This is a genomic window from Mesorhizobium sp. B1-1-6 (assembly GCF_006443035.1).
GTDB lineage: Bacteria > Pseudomonadota > Alphaproteobacteria > Rhizobiales > Rhizobiaceae > Mesorhizobium.
In genome coordinates, this window is record NZ_VFWR01000010.1 from 19,825 (window position 1) to 40,175 (window position 20,351).

A 20,351-nucleotide genomic window follows, 5' to 3' on the forward strand; every position below is an offset into this window, starting at 1 on the left:
CTCAGTGTTGAACGCAGCCGACGGCCCGGCGATCGGGTAGCCAGCAGCGTGGGTCGGCGGCGAAAAGCCGGCCGGTCTTGGCGAACGCGACAGCTCGGCAACCACCGCAGCGGGACCGCACCGCGCAGGAGCCGCAGCGGCCCTCGAGATTGTCTCGGTCCTGGAGCGATCGAACGATCGGGGACGTGCTCCAGATCGAGGCAAACGAGGCCTGCCGGATGTTCCCGACCGCGACTGGTAGTAAGACGCAGGGAAGCACAGTGCCGTTCGCGGTAATACACCCCTGTCCGCGACCAGCTTGGCAGCCAATGAAGCCCGGCATTTCGGCGACCTCGTCGTCAACAAGAATTTGCTGAGCAAGATGGCTGACGATTTCGAGCCGGCCTTTATAGTGGGCCTTCAGCCGGCGAGTCGTTTCGATCACAAAGCGCCACTCGTCATCGGTAAGATCCAGCGAGTCTGTCCCGCGACCGGTTGGCACGTAGCGCGAGAAGTTCAGACGCTGAACGTCGAAGCCAGCGAGACGCTCGACGAACGCTTCGAGGTGATCCACGTTAAGCCGGTTGATCGTGCAGCAGACATGCACGCGCAAGCCGACTTGGCGGGCCGTTGCGATGCTGATCAGCACCCGATCGAAAAGTCCGGGCCAGAGGCGTAAAGCATCGTGGGCGTGCGGGAGACCGTCGAGGCTCACCTGAAGCCGATTCAGGCCGAGATCGGCAAGCTTGCGGGCGACGCGTTCGGGCAGCTTCGCCCCGTTGCTGGCCACGCCAACCGACATCCCGCGTAATTTCGCATGCGCGATGATCTCGAACAGGTCGCGACGTATAAGAGGCTCGCCGCCGGAGATACCGAAGTCGACCACACCGGCCGCCGCAAGCTGATCAATCAGGTCGATGACCTCCGGAGTCGCGAGTTCGTCCGGTTTTCGCTTCGCCGAATTGGACGAGCAATGTAGGCAGCGGGCGGTGCATGCGTCAGTGGCGAGCCACACCATATGGAAAGGCATTTCAGGTCGGAATCCGCCGCCCGTCGTCAGGTCACTGCGCATGGACCGGCTCCACAATGCCGCGGGTCACGAGCTTGTCGAGGAACTCAGTCAATGCGCCATGAACAGCGACGCGATCACTATCAAGCGCGCTGGCCAACTCGTCTTCGATCTCGTTAACACTGCGCAACCCATCACAGAGGTGGAAAACGAGCACGCCAGTTGGCGGAACCAGGTGCATCTCGTCGGTTCGAGAGTTGTAAAAGAGATGACCATCCTTCTGCAGCCGCGCCACGCACCATTCAGTGGGCTGCAGGACAGTGTCGGCTTCGACGTTGGTCATCGCGGCCTCCTTAAATCGGCAAGCCTTCGCCGGCGGCTATGCCGGCGGCTTCGTCAATTTGCATGGTGTTGACCCAGCAGTGCGGGTCGCCGGCGAGCGGGTCGCCGTCGCTATATGCATAAGCGACGGCTCGGCAGCCACCACATGTCTTTAAGTGACTGCACGTTCCGCAATTGCCGCTGACGTGGCCCTGTCGATCACGAAACTGGGCCAGCAGGAACGAGCGATCCCAGAGGTTTCGGAAGCCGTCCCGCGGGATGTTGCCGATCGTAGTTGGAAGAAATACACAGGGCGTGACCGTTCCATCGGGCATTATGCGCGCGATCAATCGTCCGGCGCCGCATCCGACGTATTTCCGCTGCTCTTCCTCCGTGACCAGGAGGCCAACGCGGCAGTCATGCCACATGATGTCAAGGCGGCCCTTGTACTTTTCCCGAGCATCGACCCATTCGCGCAGAACGGAGTGAAGCTGATCGGGCGCGAGCGCGAGGGCGCGCGTCCCGCGGCCCGCCGGCACATACTCCGAGAGATTGACCGCATCTGCTCCGAGCCTCTCGGCCAACGCGATAACGTCGTGACCATGCTCCCAGTTGATCTGGGTTGGCGTGAAGCCGACGACGACCCGTACATCGCGCGCGATGAGCCGCTCGATGGCGCCCACTGCCTTGTCGAAACAGCCGGGAAGTTGCCGAAAATAATCGTGTGTCGCGGGATCGTGGCTGTCGAGGCTGATGGTGACGCTCTTGACACCAAGTTCCTTTAGGAGGTCCGCGTTCCGATCGTTGATGCACGAGCCGTTGCTGCCGACGTTGACATTGAGCCCGCGTCTAACCGCGTGCCCGACAAGCTCGTGCCAATGCCGATGCATGAGGGGCTCTCCACCGGAAAAAGCCAGCACTAGCACCCCGGCATCCGCCAACTGGTCGATGAGGTCGAGAGCATCCGGCAGCGGCAATTCACGCGACGGGACCTCGGGTCCGGACGCCGAATAGCAATGGAGACAGCGAGCATTGCAGTGGTGGGTTATTTCCCACGCGACATAGAGCGGAGCCGCGAATTCGGTCACCGCAGGCTGATTCATCGCCACCTGGGCCCTCCTTGTCTAGATAAGGTTTGTCAAATCCTCATAGGTTTCGATTTCCGCGCCCTCAACGAGAAGTGTCCGCCACTCTCGAAGCAGATTCTGCATCTGCGGGTCGTCTCGAACGCGGGCTTCGTCACTCCGGAACGCCTCGATTGTTTCATATTCGATCACCTCAATGAAACAGCGAGGATCATTGATGTTTCGGAGCAATCGCACCCGAACACCTGGCAATGACTCATAGAAGGGGATCGCGTGCTTAAGAAAAGCGATGAGTTCGCTGCCATCCTCGGTTCGAGTCGCTATTTTGAGATGCAGTGTGCGCTTCGTGATAGCCTCCCATTCTGAGCGCGATTCATGAAACCATCGTCCGCCTGTGAGTAACTTGATCTAGATCAACCTGATCTGGTCTGTTTGTGACGGCTCATCACACGCTGATGTGGGTCCGCTCTCAGATTCCGTTCGGACGTTGTTTTCGCGACAACGCGGGAGCCAGCGCGACTTCGTACATATCTCACTTCTCGAAGGTGGGCAGCGGGAGAGCCAGTGGCTTGAATAACATCACATCATTCGCCGCCGACGAAAGCAGAGGTGAACCGTTGAGCGGCATCTTTCCCAGCCGCGAATCCAAGGGGTAGTCGCCTGCTTTGTGCGGCTCCGGAGCCGACAGGATAGCCATAAATTGAAACCAAGAACGGCCAGAGAGACTTAGAACAGCGCAGGCAGGACTCTCAGTGAGAAGAGATAGCTCGTTCCGCGGGCCAACTTCTTGCGCCATCCGTCTTTCCCCAATACGAATGCGGAACAGAAACTGGAGTTTCATACATTGAGCGAACAAACTGATCGCCCGAACGTGGACCTGATAGGACTGACCGCCGATATTGTTTCAGCGTTTGTCCAAAACAACGCTGTGCCAGTGGCTGGTCTGCCGGATCTAATATCGTCAGTGAACGCCACTCTCAAAAATCTTGGTCGGCCGGACATCGTTGAACAGCCGCCACAAACACCAGCGGTCAATCCGAAAAGATCGGTGTTTCCCGATTACATCGTCTGCCTAGAGGATGGAAAAAAGTTCAAGTCGCTGAAGCGGCACCTCAGGACGGACTTTGGCCTCACCGCTGACGAATACCGGACGAAATGGGGGCTCCCGCGCGATTATCCAATGGTGGCTCCGAACTATTCCGCAGCCCGCTCTGTGCTCGCAAAATCATCGGGCCTAGGCCGCAAACCGTCGGCACGTGTCAAGAAAACGACGGCGAAGCGAAAGGCGAAAGCTTAACTACTTCGCCAGTTCTGGGCCTGTTACACTCCTCCTCTAACGACGGACAAGCTTTCTGTCGGGAAGTTCGGTCGAAGTGCCGCGTCCACGCATAGGCTCGCCGGATGTCTCTAAACTATTGCCGTCGTGCCCTTTTGGCTGCATGTTCCGGTGACGCAGGTTCCTGCGCATGTCTGGGCTCCGCGTGATCTGGTTTGCGCCGGCGCAAAGATCGCGCGCCATTTGTCGGGTACGGATGGCCGCGATCGTTTCGACATGGGCTTCAGGAACAGTAGGTCCAATTCTTCAGCACAGATTTGGAAAACCGCTCCTGCCCGCAAGCGGGGGGCTGGCAAATGGAACACCGAGAGCACGATAGGCACGGCCTCCATGAGGATGCCTTTGCAATGTTCCTGGGGACGCTCTTCATCGCACTCGGCACGGTGATCTACGCCAAAGCGACGCTTCTGGTCGGCGGAATGGCCGGAATGGCCCTTCTACTGCAATACGCCACCGGCATGCAGTTCTGGGTAGCATTTTCTCTTATCAACCTGCCCTTTTACTATCTCGCGATCAGGCGAATGGGCTGGCGTTTCACAGTCAGGACGTTTCTCGCCGTCAGCCTCGTTTCCCTGTTGTCGCGATTATCGGCACGCTGGGTCGAATTTTCCCTGCTAGATCCCACCTACGCAGCCGTGGTGGGCGGTGGCCTGTGCGGAACGGGGCTTTTGATTCTATTTCGCCACCGTACTGGTCTTGGCGGCATCAATATCCTGGCCATCTTTCTCCAGGAGACCTTGGGGATTAGGGCTGGCTACTTCCAGCTTGCCGTTGATCTCGGAATCCTCGGCGCCGCCTTGTTCGTCCTGACACCCGATCATCTGGTGCTGTCGATCCTTGGCGCGGCGATCGTCAACATGATCATTGCCATCAATCACAAGCCTGATCGCTATCTTGGCGTCACCTAAGGTTCGGAGGGGCAGACCGCTGGCGAACGACCCGGCCAAACCGAAGTCATTAAGTACGTGTTGGGCGTAAGCCAGCGTGAGGCCCTCACTTCGCACCAAGTCCCGACCGAAGCACCACATTGCCGTCGGATGGAAGCGGCGGTAGGCATTGGGAACTCGCTGACGCGGAATTCATGCAACCTCTATCTTCGTTTCGCTCATCGGCGACCAATGCGACAGCAGACGTTCCGCTGCCGTAAGCGGATTGGATACGATCTCGGACAGGTCCATTTCTCGTGCCAGCCCGGCAGAGAATTCACGGAACGGCGACAGGTTAATGAGGGGAACACCGATCAGGACGGGAACGGAAAGTTCGAGCGCCCTGGCGATCAAAGTTCTGAAGCCGCCGCCTTCGGCCTCGGTCTTTCCGAATTTGCAGAGGACCAGAAGGTCGGTCTGGTTGGACAACTCTGCTTCGGCAGCCGTGCAGGCGCGGAGCAGCCGATCAGCATTCAAAACGCAGCCTCGTGCTTGAGGACCTCGATCATCTGATATCCCGTGAAGCTCACCTGTTGCGAGGTCGCGCAGATACATGTCGCATTTCACGCGACCTGGTTTCGGCTCACTTCGCTGGATGAGGCCGGCCAGTTGCATGCCTTGTTCGGCCATGGCGCTGGTGAATTCCTGCAAGAAAGCTTCGAACTGGGAACCGTTTGAATAAACGATTGCGGTGATTGGATAACCAGGTCTACCGATCTGCATGCGAGAGTTCCTTCCGATAGGAATTTGCGTCAGTTAACCGCGAATCGCGGCTGGTCGAACGGAAGCACTTCCAGGAGCGAGCCAACTTCGACGGGCGTTGATGCGCCAGGCACAACGGCAACGGCGTCGGCGAACACCATGGGCATCATTCTGTGCGAGCCATCCGGCCCGCTGCGATGTGCGATCAATCGGCCCTGTTCGACGTTCAAGCGGACCGGCAGCAGTTCCGTGCGATCCGGCTTGCGGGGATGTGTGAAGTTTATCTCGGCCGTGATGCGGTTCGATGGAGCTTGACCGAGAAGGGCTTTCATCATCGGGCGCACGAAGGCGAGCGCGCCAAACGCTGCAGCTTGTGGGTTGCCGGGTAGTCCTATGAAATACGCACCTGCAAGCGTGCCGAATGCCAGCGGCTTGCCGGGCTTCATCGCCACCTTGACGACATCGAGGCCGCCCCCGGCACGTACGACGGCATCGCGCACATGATCTTCTTCGCCGACCGACATACCGGCGGTGACGATAACGAGGTCGGCCGTTCCCGCGATGCTTTCGAGCGCGTGCGCAATGGCAGCCAGGTCGTCACGAACGGTTAGGGACGTGACATGTGCGTTCGGCGCCGCCAGCAGCGCGCCAAGCATCGGCCCGTTGCTGTTGTAAATGGCGCCAGGGGGAAGCGGTTCGCCTGCATTGCGAAGTTCGCTACCGGTCGCGAGCACCACGATCCGCAGGGGACGGGCAACCGAAACCGTCGCAATGCCAAGCGCGCTTAGCAGCGCAACTTCTGTCCAGCCGATCACGCGGCCTGGCCGAAGGATAGCCGTGCCCTGTTTTACGTCCTCGCCAACCCGTCGAATGTGGGCGCCGGCTTCGACGTCGAGCCCGAACTGCACGATATCACCCCTGCGGGTTGCATGCTCCTGCATAACGACTGTATCCGCGCCGCCTGGCAATGCGGCACCAGTCATAACACGATGGGCTGTCCCCGGTACCAGCACGTCCGGTTTGTCGCCAGCACACGTGCGCCCGGAAATAGGCAGGACCAAAGGCACGCCCTTCTTGCCCGACAGGCGGAAGGCATATCCATCCATCGCCGCCTGATCGAATGGCGGAAGGGCACACGGAGCTTCGATCGTCGCTGCCAGGACGCGTCCGACCGCATGCACCAACAGCACGTCTTCCTGCCTGTTGAGCGGTTCAGCAAGCGCGACGGCGACGGCTCGAGCGGTTTCAAACGACATTATCTGGGCGCCTGAGCGGAAGCAGTCGTTGCGTAGCGCACCCATCGTCAGACAGCCTTCGCCGCTGGCAGGGACTTTTCGAGAATTGCGCGCATCGCCGCGAGGCCAGGATCCTCCGCTCGATTCATGAGACCGATGAGCTGCGTCCAATGGTCGTCCGATGCGGTATCGAGGAAATTGCGAACGGCCGAGCCGACGATCTCGGCTGGCAAGCGACCGGACGCATCAGCAGCCGTAGCCAAACGGGTCAACAAGGCGGGCTCGTCGAATGCTGCGACGAGACCCATGGCGACTTTCGGATCTTCCAGCGAGGCTATGAGGTTTCCAAGCATCGCATCGTCCTCACTGCACCAACGGCGACGACGAGCCGTCGATATCAATGCCCCTGATATCCGCCTGACCGACAAGCAAAGAGACGTATTGCGCCGTCGCTTGCCGATTGACGTGCTCGCTCAAGTAAGCGGCGATGCGGTCCCGCACGACCTCGAACGGGAGCTGGCGGCCGTCGATCCGTCGCGTCAGGCGGATGAGATGGACGCCGTAACGTGTCTCGACCGGAGGCGAGATGTCACCGGGGACGAGATTAATCAGAGCGGCTTCGAATTCCGGCGTCGTATCGCCCGGCCCGATCTGACCGAGGCTGCCACCGATGGCCCCCGATGGGCAATCCGAGCAATCCTTCGCCAGCGCTGCGAAACCCTCCGGTGCAATTGCCATCTCCGATCTCAGAGCCAGCGCCTTTTCTCGCGCTGCGGCGAAAGCTTCGCTTTCATCGCGGCGTGCGCCGATGAGGATGTGATCGGCTTCGTAGAGCGATGGCGTCACGAAGCGGCGAAGATTGTTCTCGTAGAAGCGACGCAGCATCTCCTCGTCCGCCTCCGGCACACGGACTTCGCGTTCGATGAGGCCACGTACTAGCGCATCCTCATCGGTCTGCTGGCGCCCGTCCTGGTCGGTCCTTTGCTCCGCCGCGATATCGAGACGCCGTGCTTCCTGCAGGAGCAATTCGCGAATGACCAGCGCGCGCGTCGCCGCTTTCCAGCCCTCGCCCGGATTGCGAGCGGGAAAGTTCTGCACTTCGGCGGCGATGGCCTTACGCGAGATCGGCACACCATTGACGGTTACTGGCGGCATCGCCACGCGCTCGCGCGATGGAGTCGTGTCGGGCGTCGCCGGTCGGTGCTCATGCGGATGTTCGCAGGAAGGTGCGCGGCTGGCCCCGTGATCGATGATGAGAGCGGTCATGACTTACTCCGCAGGTTGGCGGGTGGGCGAGCAACTGCAGGCCGCACCGACGCTGGAGATCGAGCTGTTGACATGGGGGTGGGCAACCGTCGCCCCGCAAAACGCGTGCGCACCACCTGATAGCCGGGGCGACCGAGATACCAAATCGGGGCACTCCAGACATGGACCAGCCTTGTGAACGGGAAGACCAGGAAGATGGTCATACCGAACAGGAGATGCGCCTTGAAGATCGGGTTGACGTCGGCGACATAGGCTGCGGCCGCTGGCTGCAAGGTGAGAATTCCCTGAGCCCAGTTCATGAATTTCACCATCTCGTGGCCATCCATGTGACCGAGCGAGACGAAGATCGTGGAAAGGCCAAGAGTAAGTTGCAGCCAGAGCAGCAACAGAATGGCGATGTCGCCCGGAGCGGACGTGTTGCGGATGCGGGCATCGAACAGGCGACGATGAGCGAGAAGCGCGATGCCGATAAAGCAGGCGACGCCGGCAATGCCGCCGACTGTGATAGCGAGCCCCTGCTTGAAACTGTGGGAGATGCCGAGCGCGTCAAATACCCAGATCGGCGTCAACAGGCCGACGAAATGCCCGCCGAAGATCGCCAGGATACCGACATGGAAGAGATTGGAACCCCAGCGGAGCTGCCGCCGTCGCAGAAGCTGGGAGGAACCTGTCTTCCAGGTATACTGCTCGCGGTCGAAACGGATCAGACTCCCAAGCAGGAAGACGGTCAGGCAGAAATAGGGATACCAGCCAAAAAGCACGTCGTTGATTGCGTAGGACATCGCTTGCCTCCCGGTCAGGCCACGTTATGCCGCGCGTCGCGGTTCGCCGCGCGCATCTGGATTCTCAGCCGATCGACGGAACAGCCGTCGGTCGCATTTCCTGGACCGAAAGTGACAGCGGTTTCTTCCCAGGCGGCATCGATGGAAGCCAGGTCGTCGGGCTCGTCATCGATCTCGACCGTGTCGGCGATCGCAGCGGTTTCGTTTATGATCGAGAGCGCGACCGTGAACACGGCGGCATAACCTCCGGTTCGCTTGGCCAGCCTTTCCTCAAGCAGCGAGAAGATATGGGCGGTTTCCTTGAGCAGGCCACGCGCCTCCTCGAGCGGGCGAGCGGACAGAAACTCAAGAAAAAGCGGGATGAAATCGGGCAATTCGTTTGCCGCGATAAGAAGTCCGCCGCGTTGATAGTGCTCGAGCAGATCGACCATCGCCTGGCCGCGATCGCGGCTCTCGCCGTGGATATGTTCAAACAGATGCAGCGAGTGGCGACGCGTCTTGTCGAACAACTCCACGTAGCACTCCTGGAGATCGTACAGATCCAGTGTGCCCAGATCGGCAAGCAGAGGGCGCAGTTGCTCCCTTGCTTCGACCGATATCAGCCCCTCGGCCTCGATCGCCGCGGCAATTTCCGGGATTGCCGAGGAAAGGTCCTCCGTCGGATAGGCCAGGAGCGCCGAAAGCGCCTTAAACGTCCTGTTCGAGCGCGGCACCGTCATCACGCGATCTCCATCGGGTTGGTTGGTCGCTTGGTCTGCTTGGTGCCAAAGAGGTTCGTCTCCGTGGAGCCGCCGGAGCAGCCGTTTCCGAACGAGAAGCCGCAGGAGCCGCGCATGTCCTGGGCGTCCTCGCTCCATTCGCGGTGTGCCGTCGGGATGACGAACCGGTCCTCGTAGTTGGCGATCGCCATGACCTTGTACATTTCGTCGATGGCCGTGCCCGTCAGGCCGACCCGCGCCGCAATCGACTCGTCGAGGCGGCCGTCGATCGTCTTTGCCCGCATGTAGCTGCGCATCGCCAGCATGCGTTCGAGCGCGAGAGCGACAGGCTCCTCCTTGCCCGCGGTGAGCAGATTGGCGAGATACTGGAGCGGGATGCGCAGGCTGCGCACATCGGGCATGTCGCCGTCGACGCCCATTTTGCCTGCCGCGGCCGCTGATTGGATGGGCGAAAGCGGCGGCACGTACCAGACCATCGGCAAGGTGCGGTATTCCGGGTGCAGCGGGAAGGCGATTTTCCACTCCATCGCCATCTTCCAGACGGGCGACAGTTTCGCCGCTTCCAGCCAGTTGTCGGGTATCCCGTCAGCGCGAGCCTGGGCGATAACGGCCGGGTCGTTCGGATCGAGGAAAACGTCGAGCTGCGCCTGATAGAGATCTTTCTCATCCGGAGTGCTGGCGGCCGCCTCGATACGGTCCGCGTCGTAGAGGATCACGCCGAGATAGCGGATACGCCCGACGCAGGTTTCCGAACAGACCGTCGGCTGTCCCGCCTCGATGCGGGGGTAACAGAAGATGCACTTCTCCGATTTTCCCGACGACCAGTTGTAGTAGATCTTCTTGTAGGGGCAGCCAGAGACGCACATGCGCCAGCCACGGCATTTGTCCTGGTCGATCAGGACGATACCGTCCTCCTCGCGTTTATAGATCGCTCCCGATGGGCATACCGCCGCGCAGGTCGGGTTGAGGCAGTGCTCGCACAATCGCGGCAGATACATCATGAAGGTGTTTTCGAACTGACCATAGATATCCTTCTGGACACCCTCGAAATTCACGTCCTTCGAACGCTTCTCGAACTCGCCGCCGAGGATCTCCTCCCAGTTCGGTCCCCATTCAATCTTTTCCATCCGCTCGCCGGTGATCGCCGAACGCGGGCGGGCCGTGGGGAACGCCTTCGATTCCTTCGCCGTGTGCAGATGCTCGTAATCGAAGGTGAACGGCTCGTAGTAGTCGTCAATCTCCGGCAGGTCGGGGTTGGCGAAGATGTTGGCAAGGATGCGCCATTTGGCGCCCATCTTCGGCTCGATGCGGCCGTTCTTCTTGCGCCGCCATCCGCCGTTCCATTTCTTCTGGTTCTCCCACTCCTTGGGATAGCCGACACCGGGCTTGGTCTCGACATTGTTGAACCAGGCGTATTCGACGCCTTCCCGGTTGGTCCAGACGTTCTTGCAGGTGACGGAGCAGGTGTGGCACCCGATGCATTTATCGAGATTCAGCACCATCGCAATCTGAGCGCGGATTTTCATTCTGCAGCCTCCTTCGGCGCTTCGGATGCGAGCGGCCCTTCGAGCCAATCGACATTGGCCATCTTGCGGACGACGATGAATTCGTCGCGGTTTGAGCCCACGGTGCCGTAATAGTTGAAGCCATAAGACTGCTGGGCGTAGCCGCCGATCATGTGGGTAGGTTTCAGCACCGTTCTGGTGACCGAGTTGTGGATGCCGCCCCGATTGCCGGTCATCTCCGACCCCGGCGTGTTCACGATCTTTTCCTGGGCGTGATACATCATCATCATGCCCGGCTTGATGCGTTGGGAGACAACGGCACGCGCGGTGAGCGCGCCGTTGATGTTGAAGACCTCGACCCAGTCATTGTCGACCAGGCCGGCCGTCTTGGCATCGGTCTCGGAGATCCACACCACCGGGCCGCCGCGGTTGAGCGTCAGCATCAGCAGATTGTCCGTATAGGTGGAATGGATACCCCACTTCTGGTGGGGCGTGATGAAGTTGAGGACGATTTCCTTGTGCCCGTTGGGACGGACGTCCTTGATGCCCGGGATCGTCTTGAGATCGACTGGCGGCTTCCAGGTGACGAGCCCCTCGCCGAAGGCCCGCATCCACAGGTGATCCTGGTAGAGCTGCTGGCGGCCGGTCAATGTCCGCCACGGGATCAATTCGTGGACGTTGGTATAGCCGGCGTTGTAACAGACCTTCTCGCTTTCGATGCCGGACCATGTCGGTGAAGAGATGATCTTGCGCGGCTGCGCCTGAATATCGCGGAAGCGGATTTTTTCGTCTTCCTTCGGCAAGGCAAGGTGGGCGTGCTCTCGCCCGGTGATTTCCGACAAGGCTTCCCAGGCCTTGATCGCCACCTCGCCATTGGTCTCCGGCGCCAGCATGAGAATGACCTCGCAAGCGTCGATGTCGGTCTCGATCTTCGGCAAGCCCTTGCCCGCACCGTCGAGATGGACGCCGTTCAGCGCTCCGAGCGCCTCGACTTCGTGCTTGGTGTTCCAGGCGATGCCTTTGCCCCCGTTGCCGATTTTCGTCATCAACGGCCCCAGCGCCGTGAACTGGGCGTAGAGATTTGGATAGTCGCGGGTTACGAGCGTCACGGACGGCATGGTCTTGCCCGGGATTGGCTCGACTTCGCCGAGCTTCCAGTCCTTCACGTCGAAGGCCTGGGCCATCTCGGCGGGGCTGTCATGCTGGATCGGAGTGAGAACCACATCCTGCTCAACGCCTAACACCTCCTGGGATACTTCCGAGAAGGCTTTGGCGAGGCCCTTGTAAATCTCCCAGTCGGAGCGCGACTCCCAGGCAGGATCCACTGCCGCCGACAGCGGATGGATGAAGGGATGCATGTCGGACGTGTTGAGGTCGTTCTTCTCGTACCAGGTTGCCGTCGGCAGCACGATGTCGGAGTAGACGCAGGTGGTCGACATGCGGAAGTCGAGCGTGACCAGGAGGTCAAGTTTTCCCTGCGGTGCCGTCTCGTGCCAGACAACTTCAGTGTTGCGGACCGCCCCTTCCGCGCCGAGGTCCTTACCCATCACACCGTGGGTGGTGCCGAGCAAATGCTTGAGGAAATATTCGTGCCCCTTGCCTGATGAGCCGAGGAGATTTGAGCGCCAGACGAACATGTTGCGCGGCCAGTTGTCCGGATCGTCGGGATCATGACAGGAGAGTTCCAGTTCACCGGATTTCAGCGCCTTGACGACATAGTCCTTCGGCTCAAGGCCGGCGGCTTTGGCCTTGGCGGCGATCGTCAGCGGATTTTGCTTCAGCTGAGGTGCCGAGGGCAGCCAGCCCATACGCTCGGCGCGAACGTTGTAGTCGATGAAGCTCTTGTTCCAGTCCCCCTCTGGCGCGGTCGGCGACAGTATTTCAGCAGCCGTCAGGGTCTCATAGCGCCACTGGTCGGTCTGCGCATAGAAGAAGGACGTGGAATTCATGTGTCTAGGCGGACGGTTCCAATCGAGCCCGAACGCGAGCGGTGTCCAACCTGTCTGCGGGCGGAGTTTTTCCTGTCCCACATAATGTGACCAGCCCCCGCCCGATTGGCCGATGGCGCCGCAGAAAACCAGGAGATTGATGATCCCCCGGTAGGTCATGTCCATGTGGTACCAGTGGTTCACACCAGCGCCGAGGATCACCATCGAACGGCCGTTGGTCTTTTCCGCGTTGGTGGCAAATTCACGGGCAACCGTGATGATCGCATCGCGCTTTACCCCGGTAATGCGCTCCGCCCAGGCGGGCGTGAACGGCACGTCTTCGTCATAACTCTTGGCCGCGTGATCGCCGCCAAAGCCACGATCGAGACCATAATTGGCCATCATCAGGTCGTGCACGGTGGCGACTGCCACCTTGGAGCCATCGCAAAGCTTGATCCGCCGGACCGGAAGATTGCGGGTGAGAATTTCACCGTGATCGGTCGAGACAAAATGCTCGGTCGCGCGACCGCCGAAGTAGGGGAAATCGACAGCTGCAATCTCGGCTTTCTTGCCAGCAAGGGTCAGCTTGAGCCGAATGTCTTGGCCGCTACCGTCCTTTTCCTCAAGATTCCATTTGGCGCCCTCGCCCCAGCGATAGCCTATCGAACCGCGCGGCGAGACGAGTGCATCGGTGGCCTCGTCGATCGCGACCGTTTTCCATTCCGGATTGTTACTCTCGCCCAAACCGCCAGCGATCTCCGAGGTCCGCAGGAGCCGTTCGGGAACGAGCCGGCCGTCGCGTTCTGTCAGGCGAACCAGGAACGGCAGGTCGGTGTACTTGCGGGCGTAGTCGTCGAAATACGGGACCGTACGATCAAGGTAATATTCGCGAAGAATGACGTGGCCCATGGCCAATGCCAGTGCAGCGTCGGTCCCCTGCTTCGGGTTGAGCCAGATGTCGGCGAACTTGGTCGCCTCGGCGTAGTCCGGGCTGACGACCGCGCTCTTGGTGCCCTTGTAGCGAACTTCGGTATAGAAGTGCGCATCGGGTGTACGCGTCTGCGGCACGTTGGAACCCCAGACGATGATGAAGCCGGCATTGTACCAGTCCGCGCTTTCAGGAACGTCGGTCTGCTCGCCCCAGGTCTGGGGGCTCGCTGGCGGCAGATCGCAATACCAGTCGTAGAATGACATGCACACGCCACCCATCAGCGACAGGTAGCGCGAGCCCGCCGCATACGAGACCATCGACATGGCCGGGATCGGCGAGAAGCCGATGACACGGTCGGGACCATGAGCCTTTACCGTGTAGGCATTGGCCGCCGCGATGAGTTCGTTCACCTCGTCCCAGGTGGCGCGCACGAAGCCACCGTGGCCGCGGATGGAGATGTAGGATTGCCGCTTGTCAGCATCCTTGACGATCGAGGCCCATGCCGCGACGGGAGGCATAGTGGCGCGCGCGGCACGCCACAACTTCAGCAGCCGACCGCGGATCATCGGGTATTTCACCCGCGCGCCGGAATAAAGGTACCAGCTATATGAGGCACCGCGTGCGCAACCACGCGGCTCGTGGTTTGGCAGATCGGGCCGTGTGCGTGGATAGTCGGTCTGCTGTGTCTCCCAGGTGACGATGCCGCCTTTGACGTAGATCTTCCACGAGCAGGAGCCGGTGCAGTTCACGCCATGGGTGGAGCGCACGATCTTGTCGTGCTGCCAGCGCTTGCGGTAGCCGTCCTCCCAAGAGCGATCCTCATTGGTGACGATGCCGTGGCCGTCGGAGAAACTGTCGACGGTCTTGCGGAAGAAGGTTAGCCGGTCGAGAAAATGCGACATTGCTCTTGCCTCTGATTATTCGGCTACGGCCGGATGGACGGACGCGCCACGCTTGGCACGCTCGATGTCGTGAAGAAGGCCGCCCTTGCGGGTGTAGACGGCCCAAGTGATGACGAGGCAGCTGACGTAGAATATCAAGAACCCCCAGAGCGCGGCGCTCGGCCCGCCCGTCAAGGCGATCGAACTGCCGTAGCTCTTCGGGATGAAGAAGGCGCCGAAGGCTGCGATCGCTGACGTAAAGCCGGTGATGGCGGCGGACTCCTTCTCCGCCTGCCGACGGCGCGTCTCTGCATCTGCCGTGGGCATTAAGCGGCCCATCTCCTTGGCCATGATCACCGGGATCATCTGGAAGGTGGAGGCGTTGCCGACACCGGTGGCGAAGAACAGCAGCAGGAACGCGGCGAAGAAGCCAAGGAATGCACCAGGTTGATCCTTGATGCCGATGAACCACAAAACCCCTGCTGCACCCGCGATCATTAGGACGAAGACCCAGAAGGTGACGCGCGCGCCGCCATATTTGTCCGCCAGCCACCCGGTGCCCGAGCGCGACAGGGCGCCGACAAGCGGGCCAAGAAAGGCGAACTGAAGTGCGTTGACGTCTGGGAACAACATTTTCGTGAGCAGCGGGAATCCGGCCGAATAGCCGATGAAAGACCCAAAAGTTCCAGTGTAGAGCCAGCACATGATCCAATTGTGCCGGCGCTGGAAGATCACAGCCTGCTCCGTGAAGGATGCCTTGGCCGAAGCGATGTCGTTCATGCCGAACCAGGCCGCAAAAGCCGAGATCGCAATAAACGGCACGAATACGAAGCCGGCATTCTGCAGCCACAAGGGCGCCTCGCCCGTCGGTCCCTTGACCATGGCCGGATCGCCACCGAACCAGCCGAATATCCCGGCGGTGATTGCGAGCGGCACGACGAACTGGACGACGCTGACGCCGAGATTGCCAAGGCCGGCGTTAAGCGCAAGCGCATTGCCCTTTTCCGCCTTCGGGAAGAAGAAGGAGATATTGGCCATGGACGAGGCGAAGTTGCCGCCGCCAAGGCCGCAAAGCAACGCCAGCATCAACAGCACGACATAGGGCGTGTCAGGATTCTGCACTGCATAACCTATCCCGACCGCCGGGATGAGGAGCGACCAGGTCGTTAGGGTCGTCCAGAGCCTGCCGCCGAAAATCGGCACCATGAAGGAATAGAAGATGCGCAGCGTCGCGCCCGAGATTCCGGGCAGAGCTGCAAGCCAGAAGAGCTGGTCGGTGGTGAAGGTGAAGCCCACGAGCGGCAGCTTGGCGACGACGACGGACCATACCTGCCAGATGGCAAAAGAAAGGAGAAGCGCCGGGATCGAAAGCCATAGGTTGCGCCGTGCGATGCGGTGGCCGCTTTCAGCCCAGAATACCTTGTCCTCCGGACGCCAGTCGGTGAGAGCACCGCCCGATCGGGCTCCTATCACGGGCTTCGGCATGCCCTGCATTTCGGGGAACGGCGGGAGCTTGGCGAGGGCTTCGCCGGCGACCCCGCGTTCCATCTGGCGGATGGCGACGTGCATCCACAGGAGCGCACCAGTGACCAGGACAAAGAGTGCCATGAAACAACTTGTCCAAAGGCCGGTGAGGTCAAGCAGCAGGCCGAACAGGATCGGCAGAAGGAAGCCGCCCAGGCCACCGATCATCCCGACGAGACCGCCGACCGAACCTACATGGGCGGGATAGTAGACGGGGATGTGCTTGTAGACCGCGGCCTTGCCGAGAGCCATGAAGAAGCCGAGCACAAATATCGAGATGACGAAGCCGACGAGACTCATCTCCAGATGGAAAGAGGTCGCGCCCTTGAGGCCATGGACCACGTAGTCGGTCGGCGGATAGGACAGAATGAAGGTCGCCACGACCGAGACCAGGAAGGTCCAGTAGAGCACGCGCCGCGCGCCAAAGCTGTCAGAAAGGTGTCCGCCATAGGCCCGAAAGAGGCTCGCCGGCACCGAGAAGAAGGCTGCGATCATGCCGGCTGTCTTGATGTCGAGGCCGTAGACGTTGATGAGATATTGCGGCAGCCACAGCGCGAGCGCGACAAAGGCGCCGAAGACGAAGAAATAATAGAGCGCGAAGCGCCAGATCTGCACATTCTTCAGGGGTTCAAGTTCGAGCCAGGCACTTTTCGGCTTTATGCCGGACCGCCGCCGCTCGACAATAATGGGGTCGTCCTCCGTCGTTAGCCAGAAGATGACGGCCATGACTACGAGGGCTGCTGCCCAGACTTGCGCGACGACCTGCCATCCAAAGGCGACGAGCACGAAAGGAGCGAGAAACTTGGTGACTGCGGCACCGACATTGCCGGCGCCGAAGATGCCAAGCGCTGTCCCTTGCCTTTCCGGCGGGAACCAGCGCGACACATAGGCAACACCGACTGCAAACGAGCCGCCGGCTATGCCAACGCCGAGGGCGGCCACCAGCATTTGCGGATAGGTGTGAGCATAGGACAGCAGAAAGGTCGCGACGGCGGCGGCGAGCATGTTCGCCGTGAAGACGATCCGGCCGCCATAGCGGTCCGTCCAGATACCCAGCACGACCCTAATGAGAGAGCCCGTAAGAATTGGCGTGCCGACAAGCAAACCGAATTGCGTTTCGCTGAGGCCAAGTTCCTGGCGCATGCGAATGCCGATGATGGAGAAGATGGTCCAGACCGCGAAGCAGACCGTAAATGCGGCCGTGCTTGCACCCAGGATCTGACCGGACTTCGGATACGCGGTCGTTTGCATCGTCGACGGCCCCTTCGACCATTGGTCCCTTAGGAGCGGAACCGGTCCGCCCGAAGCCAAAATGGCCAAGCTGGCGGCCTGCTACATTGATCTAGGTCAAAGACTGCTGTGACTTTTGTCACGAATTATGCGGCCGTGATTGGGAGAGCCTCGATCGAGGAGACAATCTGTTGCATGGAATGACGGACAAGGAAGTGGAACCGGACGCGTTGCCGCTGTTTCGGGCGCTATCCTCATCCAAGCGATCCGACCTGCTGCGAAACGCCATGGTCCACGGCGTGGCCTCCGGCACCGTCTTGTTCGAGCAAGGTGATGTGCCGAACTTCCAACTCATCGTTCTGTCGGGATCAGTCCAGTTGTTTGGACGATCCAACGAAGGCCGTGAAGTGCTGATCGAGGCCGTTCGGGCCCCTGACCTCATCATCCCTGCCGCTGTCGTGACAGGTGCACCCTACCTCATGCAGGCACGCGTACCTGAGCCCTCGCGCTTTCTGTTGATTCATGCGGCGGTGTTTCGCACAGCTGTGGAGGCAGACCCTTTGTTGGCACATGCGGTCATCGGAAGCCTCGCACAACAATTTCGACGCATGGTCCGGCAGGTTAAGAGCCTCAAATTAAGATCCTCGACCCAGCGTGTCGGATGCTATGTCCTGGCCCTTTCGAAGCGGCAGGGCACGCCGGATCGAGCCGTTCTGCCATTTGAGAAGACACTCATCGCTTCGGAGCTCGGCATAACCCGCGAATCCTTTTCGCGTGCGCTCGCGAAGCTCGGGAGATCGAGCATTAGGGTAAACGGGCAGACGATAGCGATCCTTGACGCTCCCGGCCTTGCTGCAGAATGCAAACCCGACCCGCTTATCGACGGGGCAGATATCGATGACTTCATAGTCTGATTGACCGAAGTCGCGGCAATCACTGCTTTTGGTTGATCCAAGTCAACGCCTGTCCGTCACTCTTGCCGTCACCTCAACCAGTTGAGGAAGGAGAACAGGTGTGCCAACGGACAGCTCGACGATCACCATCTTAGTGTTGGATGTCTTTGCCTTCCTCGCTGTGCTGGCTTACGCCTCTTTCGAATCGCGTCATAAATCACGCAAACAGCGCCGTGCGCTGATCAAAATGGATTTGGACGAGAAACCTCGCCAGAATTCAGTCAAGCCGAAAGCCTGAAGCGCCAAATATGAGATGGCGACCTGTTATCAGGGGAACCTTGAGGATAGGTCCTTGCTCATCCCAGTCCTGCACCGGCGGCCCTGCAACGTACGGATGCATCTTCAACATGGTCTGCCAGATGGTGGGAAAGTCCGCACCTTTGCTGCGCGTAAAGTTGCACTCCCTGACAAGCCTGGAAACGACATCGGCCATTGGGGGGGCGACCTCTTCGATAAACTGCTGAATCTTCGAAGACACTTTGATCTCGGCCACCCCATTGATCTCGATCAAATGAGCGGACATTTCTCGCCCGAGCGGCCTAACTTCACTCGCGTCTTTGATGCGCATCAAGGACGCAACTGCCATCGGCTGCCATTGTGTTGGCGATGAAGCGGAGTTCCATCCTATCGAAAAAAAACTCGAGATTGCAGGCAACACATGACCACGAACAGCAACGGCACTCTTACCACACGCACTGGATTTCGCTTCGAGGTGCGCCGCGCACGGCCCGAAGACGAGCCTGCTTTGGCAGAGTTCTTTACCCATGTGACGCCGGATGATTTGCGGTTTCGCTTTCTCGGCGGGTTGAAGGTGGTCTCACACGAGCGGCTCGTCGCGATGACGCGCTCCGATGATGCAGATATACACAACTTCCTTGCCTTTTCGGTGAACGGGTTGCTGGTCGCTGTTGCGATGTTGGCATGCGATCAGCCTCGTCGGCACGGAGAAGTCGCTATCTGCACTCGGGAAGATCACAAGCACCTGGGCGTCAGCTGGGAGTTGCTCTCTTACATCGCAAAATATGCTGAGGAGCTAGGCCTCGACACCATCGAGTCGATCGAGAGCCGCGAAAACCGCGCCGCTATCGAACTCGAGCGCGATATGGGCTTCACTGTGACGGCCTACCCCGATGATCCGACGCTTGTTCTGGTTCGGCGACAGCTGGGTTGCACAGCAGCTTCTTGAAGCAGCGGTCAGCAGAACACCCGTCGAGTTGGGGATGAACATGGGACCATTTCGCAACCGGCGCGATCGGTGGAAATCAGAGGCGGCCCCCAGTTTCAATAAAACGTTGTGTTCTTTGCGCTGGCGCAAAGAAGCGGCTGATCCCGCAAATAAGTAGACAATTGCGATCATGTTTGTCGGTTCACCTGACCCGGTTCCGGGATTTGTCGGAACCCGTTTCGTTGCCGATCCGGAAATATCAGCCGAAGGCAAAGATCGTCGCCGTCGATAGCAAGGAGCAGTCATGTCTCGTCAGTTGATCTTATTTTCATCCATCGCAGCTCTTCTGGTAACCGCTTCAGGAGCTTGCGCGCTGGAATACCCCATTGGCGAACCTAAACTCATGAACGGCATGGAGGTTGCCGCCGTCTATCTGCAGCCGATCGAGATGGAGCCAGCTCACATCATGAGACCCGCGGCCGATTCCGATATGCATCTGGAGGCCGATATCCATGCCACGCGTGACAATGCCAATGGCTTTGCCGAAGGCGATTGGATCCCCAACCTTAGAATCGAATATGTGCTGACCAAGCTCGATGGGAATCAGAAGGTGGGCGGCGTTTTCATGCCCATGGTCGCCAGCGACGGTCCGCATTATGGCGACAACGTGAAGCTGATGGGACCAGGCAAATACAGCCTTCAGTTTAGCGTTGCCTCGGAAGGGCCCGACGCGTCCTCGCATTTCGGAAGACATGTCGACAAGGAGACGGGTGTCGGAGCGTGGCCTGAGACCTTTCACGTCGAATACGAATTCACCTATGCCGGCGTCGGCAAGAAGGGCGGTTACTAGACCTGGGTCAGCTGCCACTTCGAA

20 protein-coding genes are annotated in these 20,351 nt (G+C 59.9%); 6 read left to right on the forward strand and 14 right to left on the reverse strand.

The features are described 5' to 3' along the window. Window position 1 precedes the first annotated feature (1 nt). The 4 genes from FJ979_RS20150 to FJ979_RS20165 all read right to left on the reverse strand — a co-directional run bounded on the left by FJ979_RS20150 (window position 2) and on the right by FJ979_RS20165 (window position 3,190). The gene (locus FJ979_RS20150; RefSeq protein ID WP_140583093.1) at window positions 2–1,051 is read right to left on the reverse strand and encodes a radical SAM protein; all 1,050 of its coding nucleotides are present in this window, start codon (window positions 1,049–1,051) and stop codon (window positions 2–4) included. Further along, window positions 1,041–1,331: a PqqD family protein gene (locus tag FJ979_RS20155; RefSeq protein WP_140583096.1), complete on the reverse strand. Its 291-nt coding sequence runs from the start codon at window positions 1,329–1,331 to the stop codon at window positions 1,041–1,043. The genes FJ979_RS20150 and FJ979_RS20155 overlap by 11 nt, the downstream gene beginning before the upstream one ends. 10 nt (window positions 1,332–1,341) lie before the next feature. Continuing rightward, window positions 1,342–2,412: a radical SAM protein gene (locus tag FJ979_RS20160; RefSeq protein ID WP_246679360.1), complete on the reverse strand. Its 1,071-nt coding sequence runs from the start codon at window positions 2,410–2,412 to the stop codon at window positions 1,342–1,344. A 514-nt stretch (window positions 2,413–2,926) separates the two neighbouring features. Next, window positions 2,927–3,190 carry a hypothetical protein gene (locus FJ979_RS20165; RefSeq protein WP_140583101.1) on the reverse strand — a complete coding sequence of 88 codons (264 nt, stop codon included), beginning with the start codon at window positions 3,188–3,190 and terminating at the stop codon, window positions 2,927–2,929. 48 nt (window positions 3,191–3,238) lie between these two features. Between FJ979_RS20165 and FJ979_RS20170 the strand changes: the two genes are divergently transcribed. Both FJ979_RS20170 and FJ979_RS20175 read left to right on the forward strand, forming a co-directional pair. Further along, on the forward strand, window positions 3,239–3,691 hold the full coding sequence (locus FJ979_RS20170) for a MucR family transcriptional regulator (protein ID WP_140583104.1): 453 nt from the start codon (window positions 3,239–3,241) through the stop codon (window positions 3,689–3,691). Between the two features lie 386 nt (window positions 3,692–4,077). Beyond that, window positions 4,078–4,638 carry a YitT family protein gene (locus FJ979_RS20175; protein WP_246679349.1) on the forward strand — a complete coding sequence of 187 codons (561 nt, stop codon included), beginning with the start codon at window positions 4,078–4,080 and terminating at the stop codon, window positions 4,636–4,638. A 171-nt stretch (window positions 4,639–4,809) separates the two neighbouring features. Here FJ979_RS20175 and FJ979_RS20180 read toward each other — a convergent pair whose 3' ends face one another. Genes FJ979_RS20180 through FJ979_RS20220 form a run of 9 tightly spaced genes read right to left on the reverse strand, consistent with a single transcriptional unit; the run spans window position 4,810 to window position 17,380 of the window. Next, the gene (locus FJ979_RS20180; protein WP_140583110.1) at window positions 4,810–5,379 is read right to left on the reverse strand and encodes a DUF2478 domain-containing protein; all 570 of its coding nucleotides are present in this window, start codon (window positions 5,377–5,379) and stop codon (window positions 4,810–4,812) included. A gap of 29 nt (window positions 5,380–5,408) precedes the next feature. After that, window positions 5,409–6,614, reverse strand: coding sequence for a gephyrin-like molybdotransferase Glp (glp, locus tag FJ979_RS20185; protein WP_181181792.1), 1,206 nt, complete (start codon window positions 6,612–6,614; stop codon window positions 5,409–5,411). A 47-nt stretch (window positions 6,615–6,661) separates the two neighbouring features. Next, window positions 6,662–6,901 carry a hypothetical protein gene (locus tag FJ979_RS20190; RefSeq protein ID WP_246679350.1) on the reverse strand — a complete coding sequence of 80 codons (240 nt, stop codon included), beginning with the start codon at window positions 6,899–6,901 and terminating at the stop codon, window positions 6,662–6,664. A 55-nt stretch (window positions 6,902–6,956) separates the two neighbouring features. Beyond that, window positions 6,957–7,859, reverse strand: a complete 903-nt coding sequence (locus FJ979_RS20195; RefSeq protein WP_140583116.1) for a peptidylprolyl isomerase — start codon at window positions 7,857–7,859, stop codon at window positions 6,957–6,959. After that, window positions 7,856–8,641, reverse strand: coding sequence for a respiratory nitrate reductase subunit gamma (narI, locus tag FJ979_RS20200; protein WP_140583119.1), 786 nt, complete (start codon window positions 8,639–8,641; stop codon window positions 7,856–7,858). The genes FJ979_RS20195 and narI overlap by 4 nt, the downstream gene beginning before the upstream one ends. A gap of 14 nt (window positions 8,642–8,655) precedes the next feature. Next, window positions 8,656–9,360, reverse strand: a complete 705-nt coding sequence (narJ, locus tag FJ979_RS20205) for a nitrate reductase molybdenum cofactor assembly chaperone (RefSeq protein ID WP_140583122.1) — start codon at window positions 9,358–9,360, stop codon at window positions 8,656–8,658. Continuing rightward, complete coding sequence (narH, locus tag FJ979_RS20210) at window positions 9,360–10,886, reverse strand: nitrate reductase subunit beta (protein WP_140583124.1); 1,527 nt, start codon at window positions 10,884–10,886, stop codon at window positions 9,360–9,362. Before narH ends, narJ begins: the two co-directional genes overlap by 1 nt. Further along, window positions 10,883–14,626 (reverse strand): nitrate reductase subunit alpha, encoded by a 3,744-nt coding sequence (locus FJ979_RS20215; protein WP_140583127.1) that lies wholly within the window; start codon window positions 14,624–14,626, stop codon window positions 10,883–10,885. The genes narH and FJ979_RS20215 overlap by 4 nt, the downstream gene beginning before the upstream one ends. A 15-nt stretch (window positions 14,627–14,641) precedes the next feature. Next, window positions 14,642–17,380 carry an MFS transporter gene (locus tag FJ979_RS20220; RefSeq protein WP_140583130.1) on the reverse strand — a complete coding sequence of 913 codons (2,739 nt, stop codon included), beginning with the start codon at window positions 17,378–17,380 and terminating at the stop codon, window positions 14,642–14,644. Window positions 17,381–17,559: 179 nt separating this feature from the next. Here FJ979_RS20220 and FJ979_RS20225 point away from each other — a divergent pair, with 179 nt between their 5' ends. Next, window positions 17,560–18,273: a cyclic nucleotide-binding domain-containing protein gene (locus FJ979_RS20225; RefSeq protein WP_140583489.1), complete on the forward strand. Its 714-nt coding sequence runs from the start codon at window positions 17,560–17,562 to the stop codon at window positions 18,271–18,273. 100 nt (window positions 18,274–18,373) lie between these two features. Further along, a complete protein-coding gene (locus FJ979_RS32595) occupies window positions 18,374–18,550 on the forward strand; it encodes a hypothetical protein (protein ID WP_181181793.1) in 177 nt (58 codons plus the stop codon). Here the strand turns inward: FJ979_RS32595 and FJ979_RS20230 are convergent. Then, window positions 18,530–18,880, reverse strand: a complete 351-nt coding sequence (locus FJ979_RS20230; protein WP_140583133.1) for a hypothetical protein — start codon at window positions 18,878–18,880, stop codon at window positions 18,530–18,532. The genes FJ979_RS32595 and FJ979_RS20230 overlap by 21 nt on opposite strands. Before the next feature lie 90 nt (window positions 18,881–18,970). Here FJ979_RS20230 and FJ979_RS20235 point away from each other — a divergent pair, with 90 nt between their 5' ends. Both FJ979_RS20235 and FJ979_RS20240 read left to right on the forward strand, forming a co-directional pair. Further along, window positions 18,971–19,498, forward strand: coding sequence for a GNAT family N-acetyltransferase (locus FJ979_RS20235; protein ID WP_140583136.1), 528 nt, complete (start codon window positions 18,971–18,973; stop codon window positions 19,496–19,498). A 283-nt stretch (window positions 19,499–19,781) separates the two neighbouring features. Next, window positions 19,782–20,327 (forward strand): iron transporter, encoded by a 546-nt coding sequence (locus tag FJ979_RS20240; protein WP_140583138.1) that lies wholly within the window; start codon window positions 19,782–19,784, stop codon window positions 20,325–20,327. Window positions 20,328–20,351 lie beyond the last annotated feature (24 nt).

What these genes read in the sequence shown, in the direction of transcription:
- FJ979_RS20150 (WP_140583093.1), bottom strand. Translation starts at nt 1,051, where the DNA reads ATGCGCAGTGACCTGACGACGGGCGGCGGATTCCGACCTGAAATGCCT.
- FJ979_RS20155 (WP_140583096.1), bottom strand. Translation starts at nt 1,331, where the DNA reads ATGACCAACGTCGAAGCCGACACTGTCCTGCAGCCCACTGAATGGTGC.
- FJ979_RS20160 (WP_246679360.1), bottom strand. Translation starts at nt 2,412, where the DNA reads ATGAATCAGCCTGCGGTGACCGAATTCGCGGCTCCGCTCTATGTCGCG.
- FJ979_RS20165 (WP_140583101.1), bottom strand. Translation starts at nt 3,190, where the DNA reads ATGGCGCAAGAAGTTGGCCCGCGGAACGAGCTATCTCTTCTCACTGAG.
- FJ979_RS20175 (WP_246679349.1), top strand. Translation starts at nt 4,078, where the DNA reads ATGTTCCTGGGGACGCTCTTCATCGCACTCGGCACGGTGATCTACGCC.
- FJ979_RS20180 (WP_140583110.1), bottom strand. Translation starts at nt 5,379, where the DNA reads ATGCAGATCGGTAGACCTGGTTATCCAATCACCGCAATCGTTTATTCA.
- glp (WP_181181792.1), bottom strand. Translation starts at nt 6,614, where the DNA reads ATGTCGTTTGAAACCGCTCGAGCCGTCGCCGTCGCGCTTGCTGAACCG.
- FJ979_RS20190 (WP_246679350.1), bottom strand. Translation starts at nt 6,901, where the DNA reads ATGGGTCTCGTCGCAGCATTCGACGAGCCCGCCTTGTTGACCCGTTTG.
- FJ979_RS20195 (WP_140583116.1), bottom strand. Translation starts at nt 7,859, where the DNA reads ATGACCGCTCTCATCATCGATCACGGGGCCAGCCGCGCACCTTCCTGC.
- narI (WP_140583119.1), bottom strand. Translation starts at nt 8,641, where the DNA reads ATGTCCTACGCAATCAACGACGTGCTTTTTGGCTGGTATCCCTATTTC.
- narJ (WP_140583122.1), bottom strand. Translation starts at nt 9,360, where the DNA reads ATGACGGTGCCGCGCTCGAACAGGACGTTTAAGGCGCTTTCGGCGCTC.
- narH (WP_140583124.1), bottom strand. Translation starts at nt 10,886, where the DNA reads ATGAAAATCCGCGCTCAGATTGCGATGGTGCTGAATCTCGATAAATGC.
- FJ979_RS20215 (WP_140583127.1), bottom strand. Translation starts at nt 14,626, where the DNA reads ATGTCGCATTTTCTCGACCGGCTAACCTTCTTCCGCAAGACCGTCGAC.
- FJ979_RS20220 (WP_140583130.1), bottom strand. Translation starts at nt 17,380, where the DNA reads ATGCAAACGACCGCGTATCCGAAGTCCGGTCAGATCCTGGGTGCAAGC.
- FJ979_RS20225 (WP_140583489.1), top strand. Translation starts at nt 17,560, where the DNA reads ATGACGGACAAGGAAGTGGAACCGGACGCGTTGCCGCTGTTTCGGGCG.
- FJ979_RS20230 (WP_140583133.1), bottom strand. Translation starts at nt 18,880, where the DNA reads ATGCGCATCAAAGACGCGAGTGAAGTTAGGCCGCTCGGGCGAGAAATG.
- FJ979_RS20235 (WP_140583136.1), top strand. Translation starts at nt 18,971, where the DNA reads ATGACCACGAACAGCAACGGCACTCTTACCACACGCACTGGATTTCGC.
- FJ979_RS20240 (WP_140583138.1), top strand. Translation starts at nt 19,782, where the DNA reads ATGTCTCGTCAGTTGATCTTATTTTCATCCATCGCAGCTCTTCTGGTA.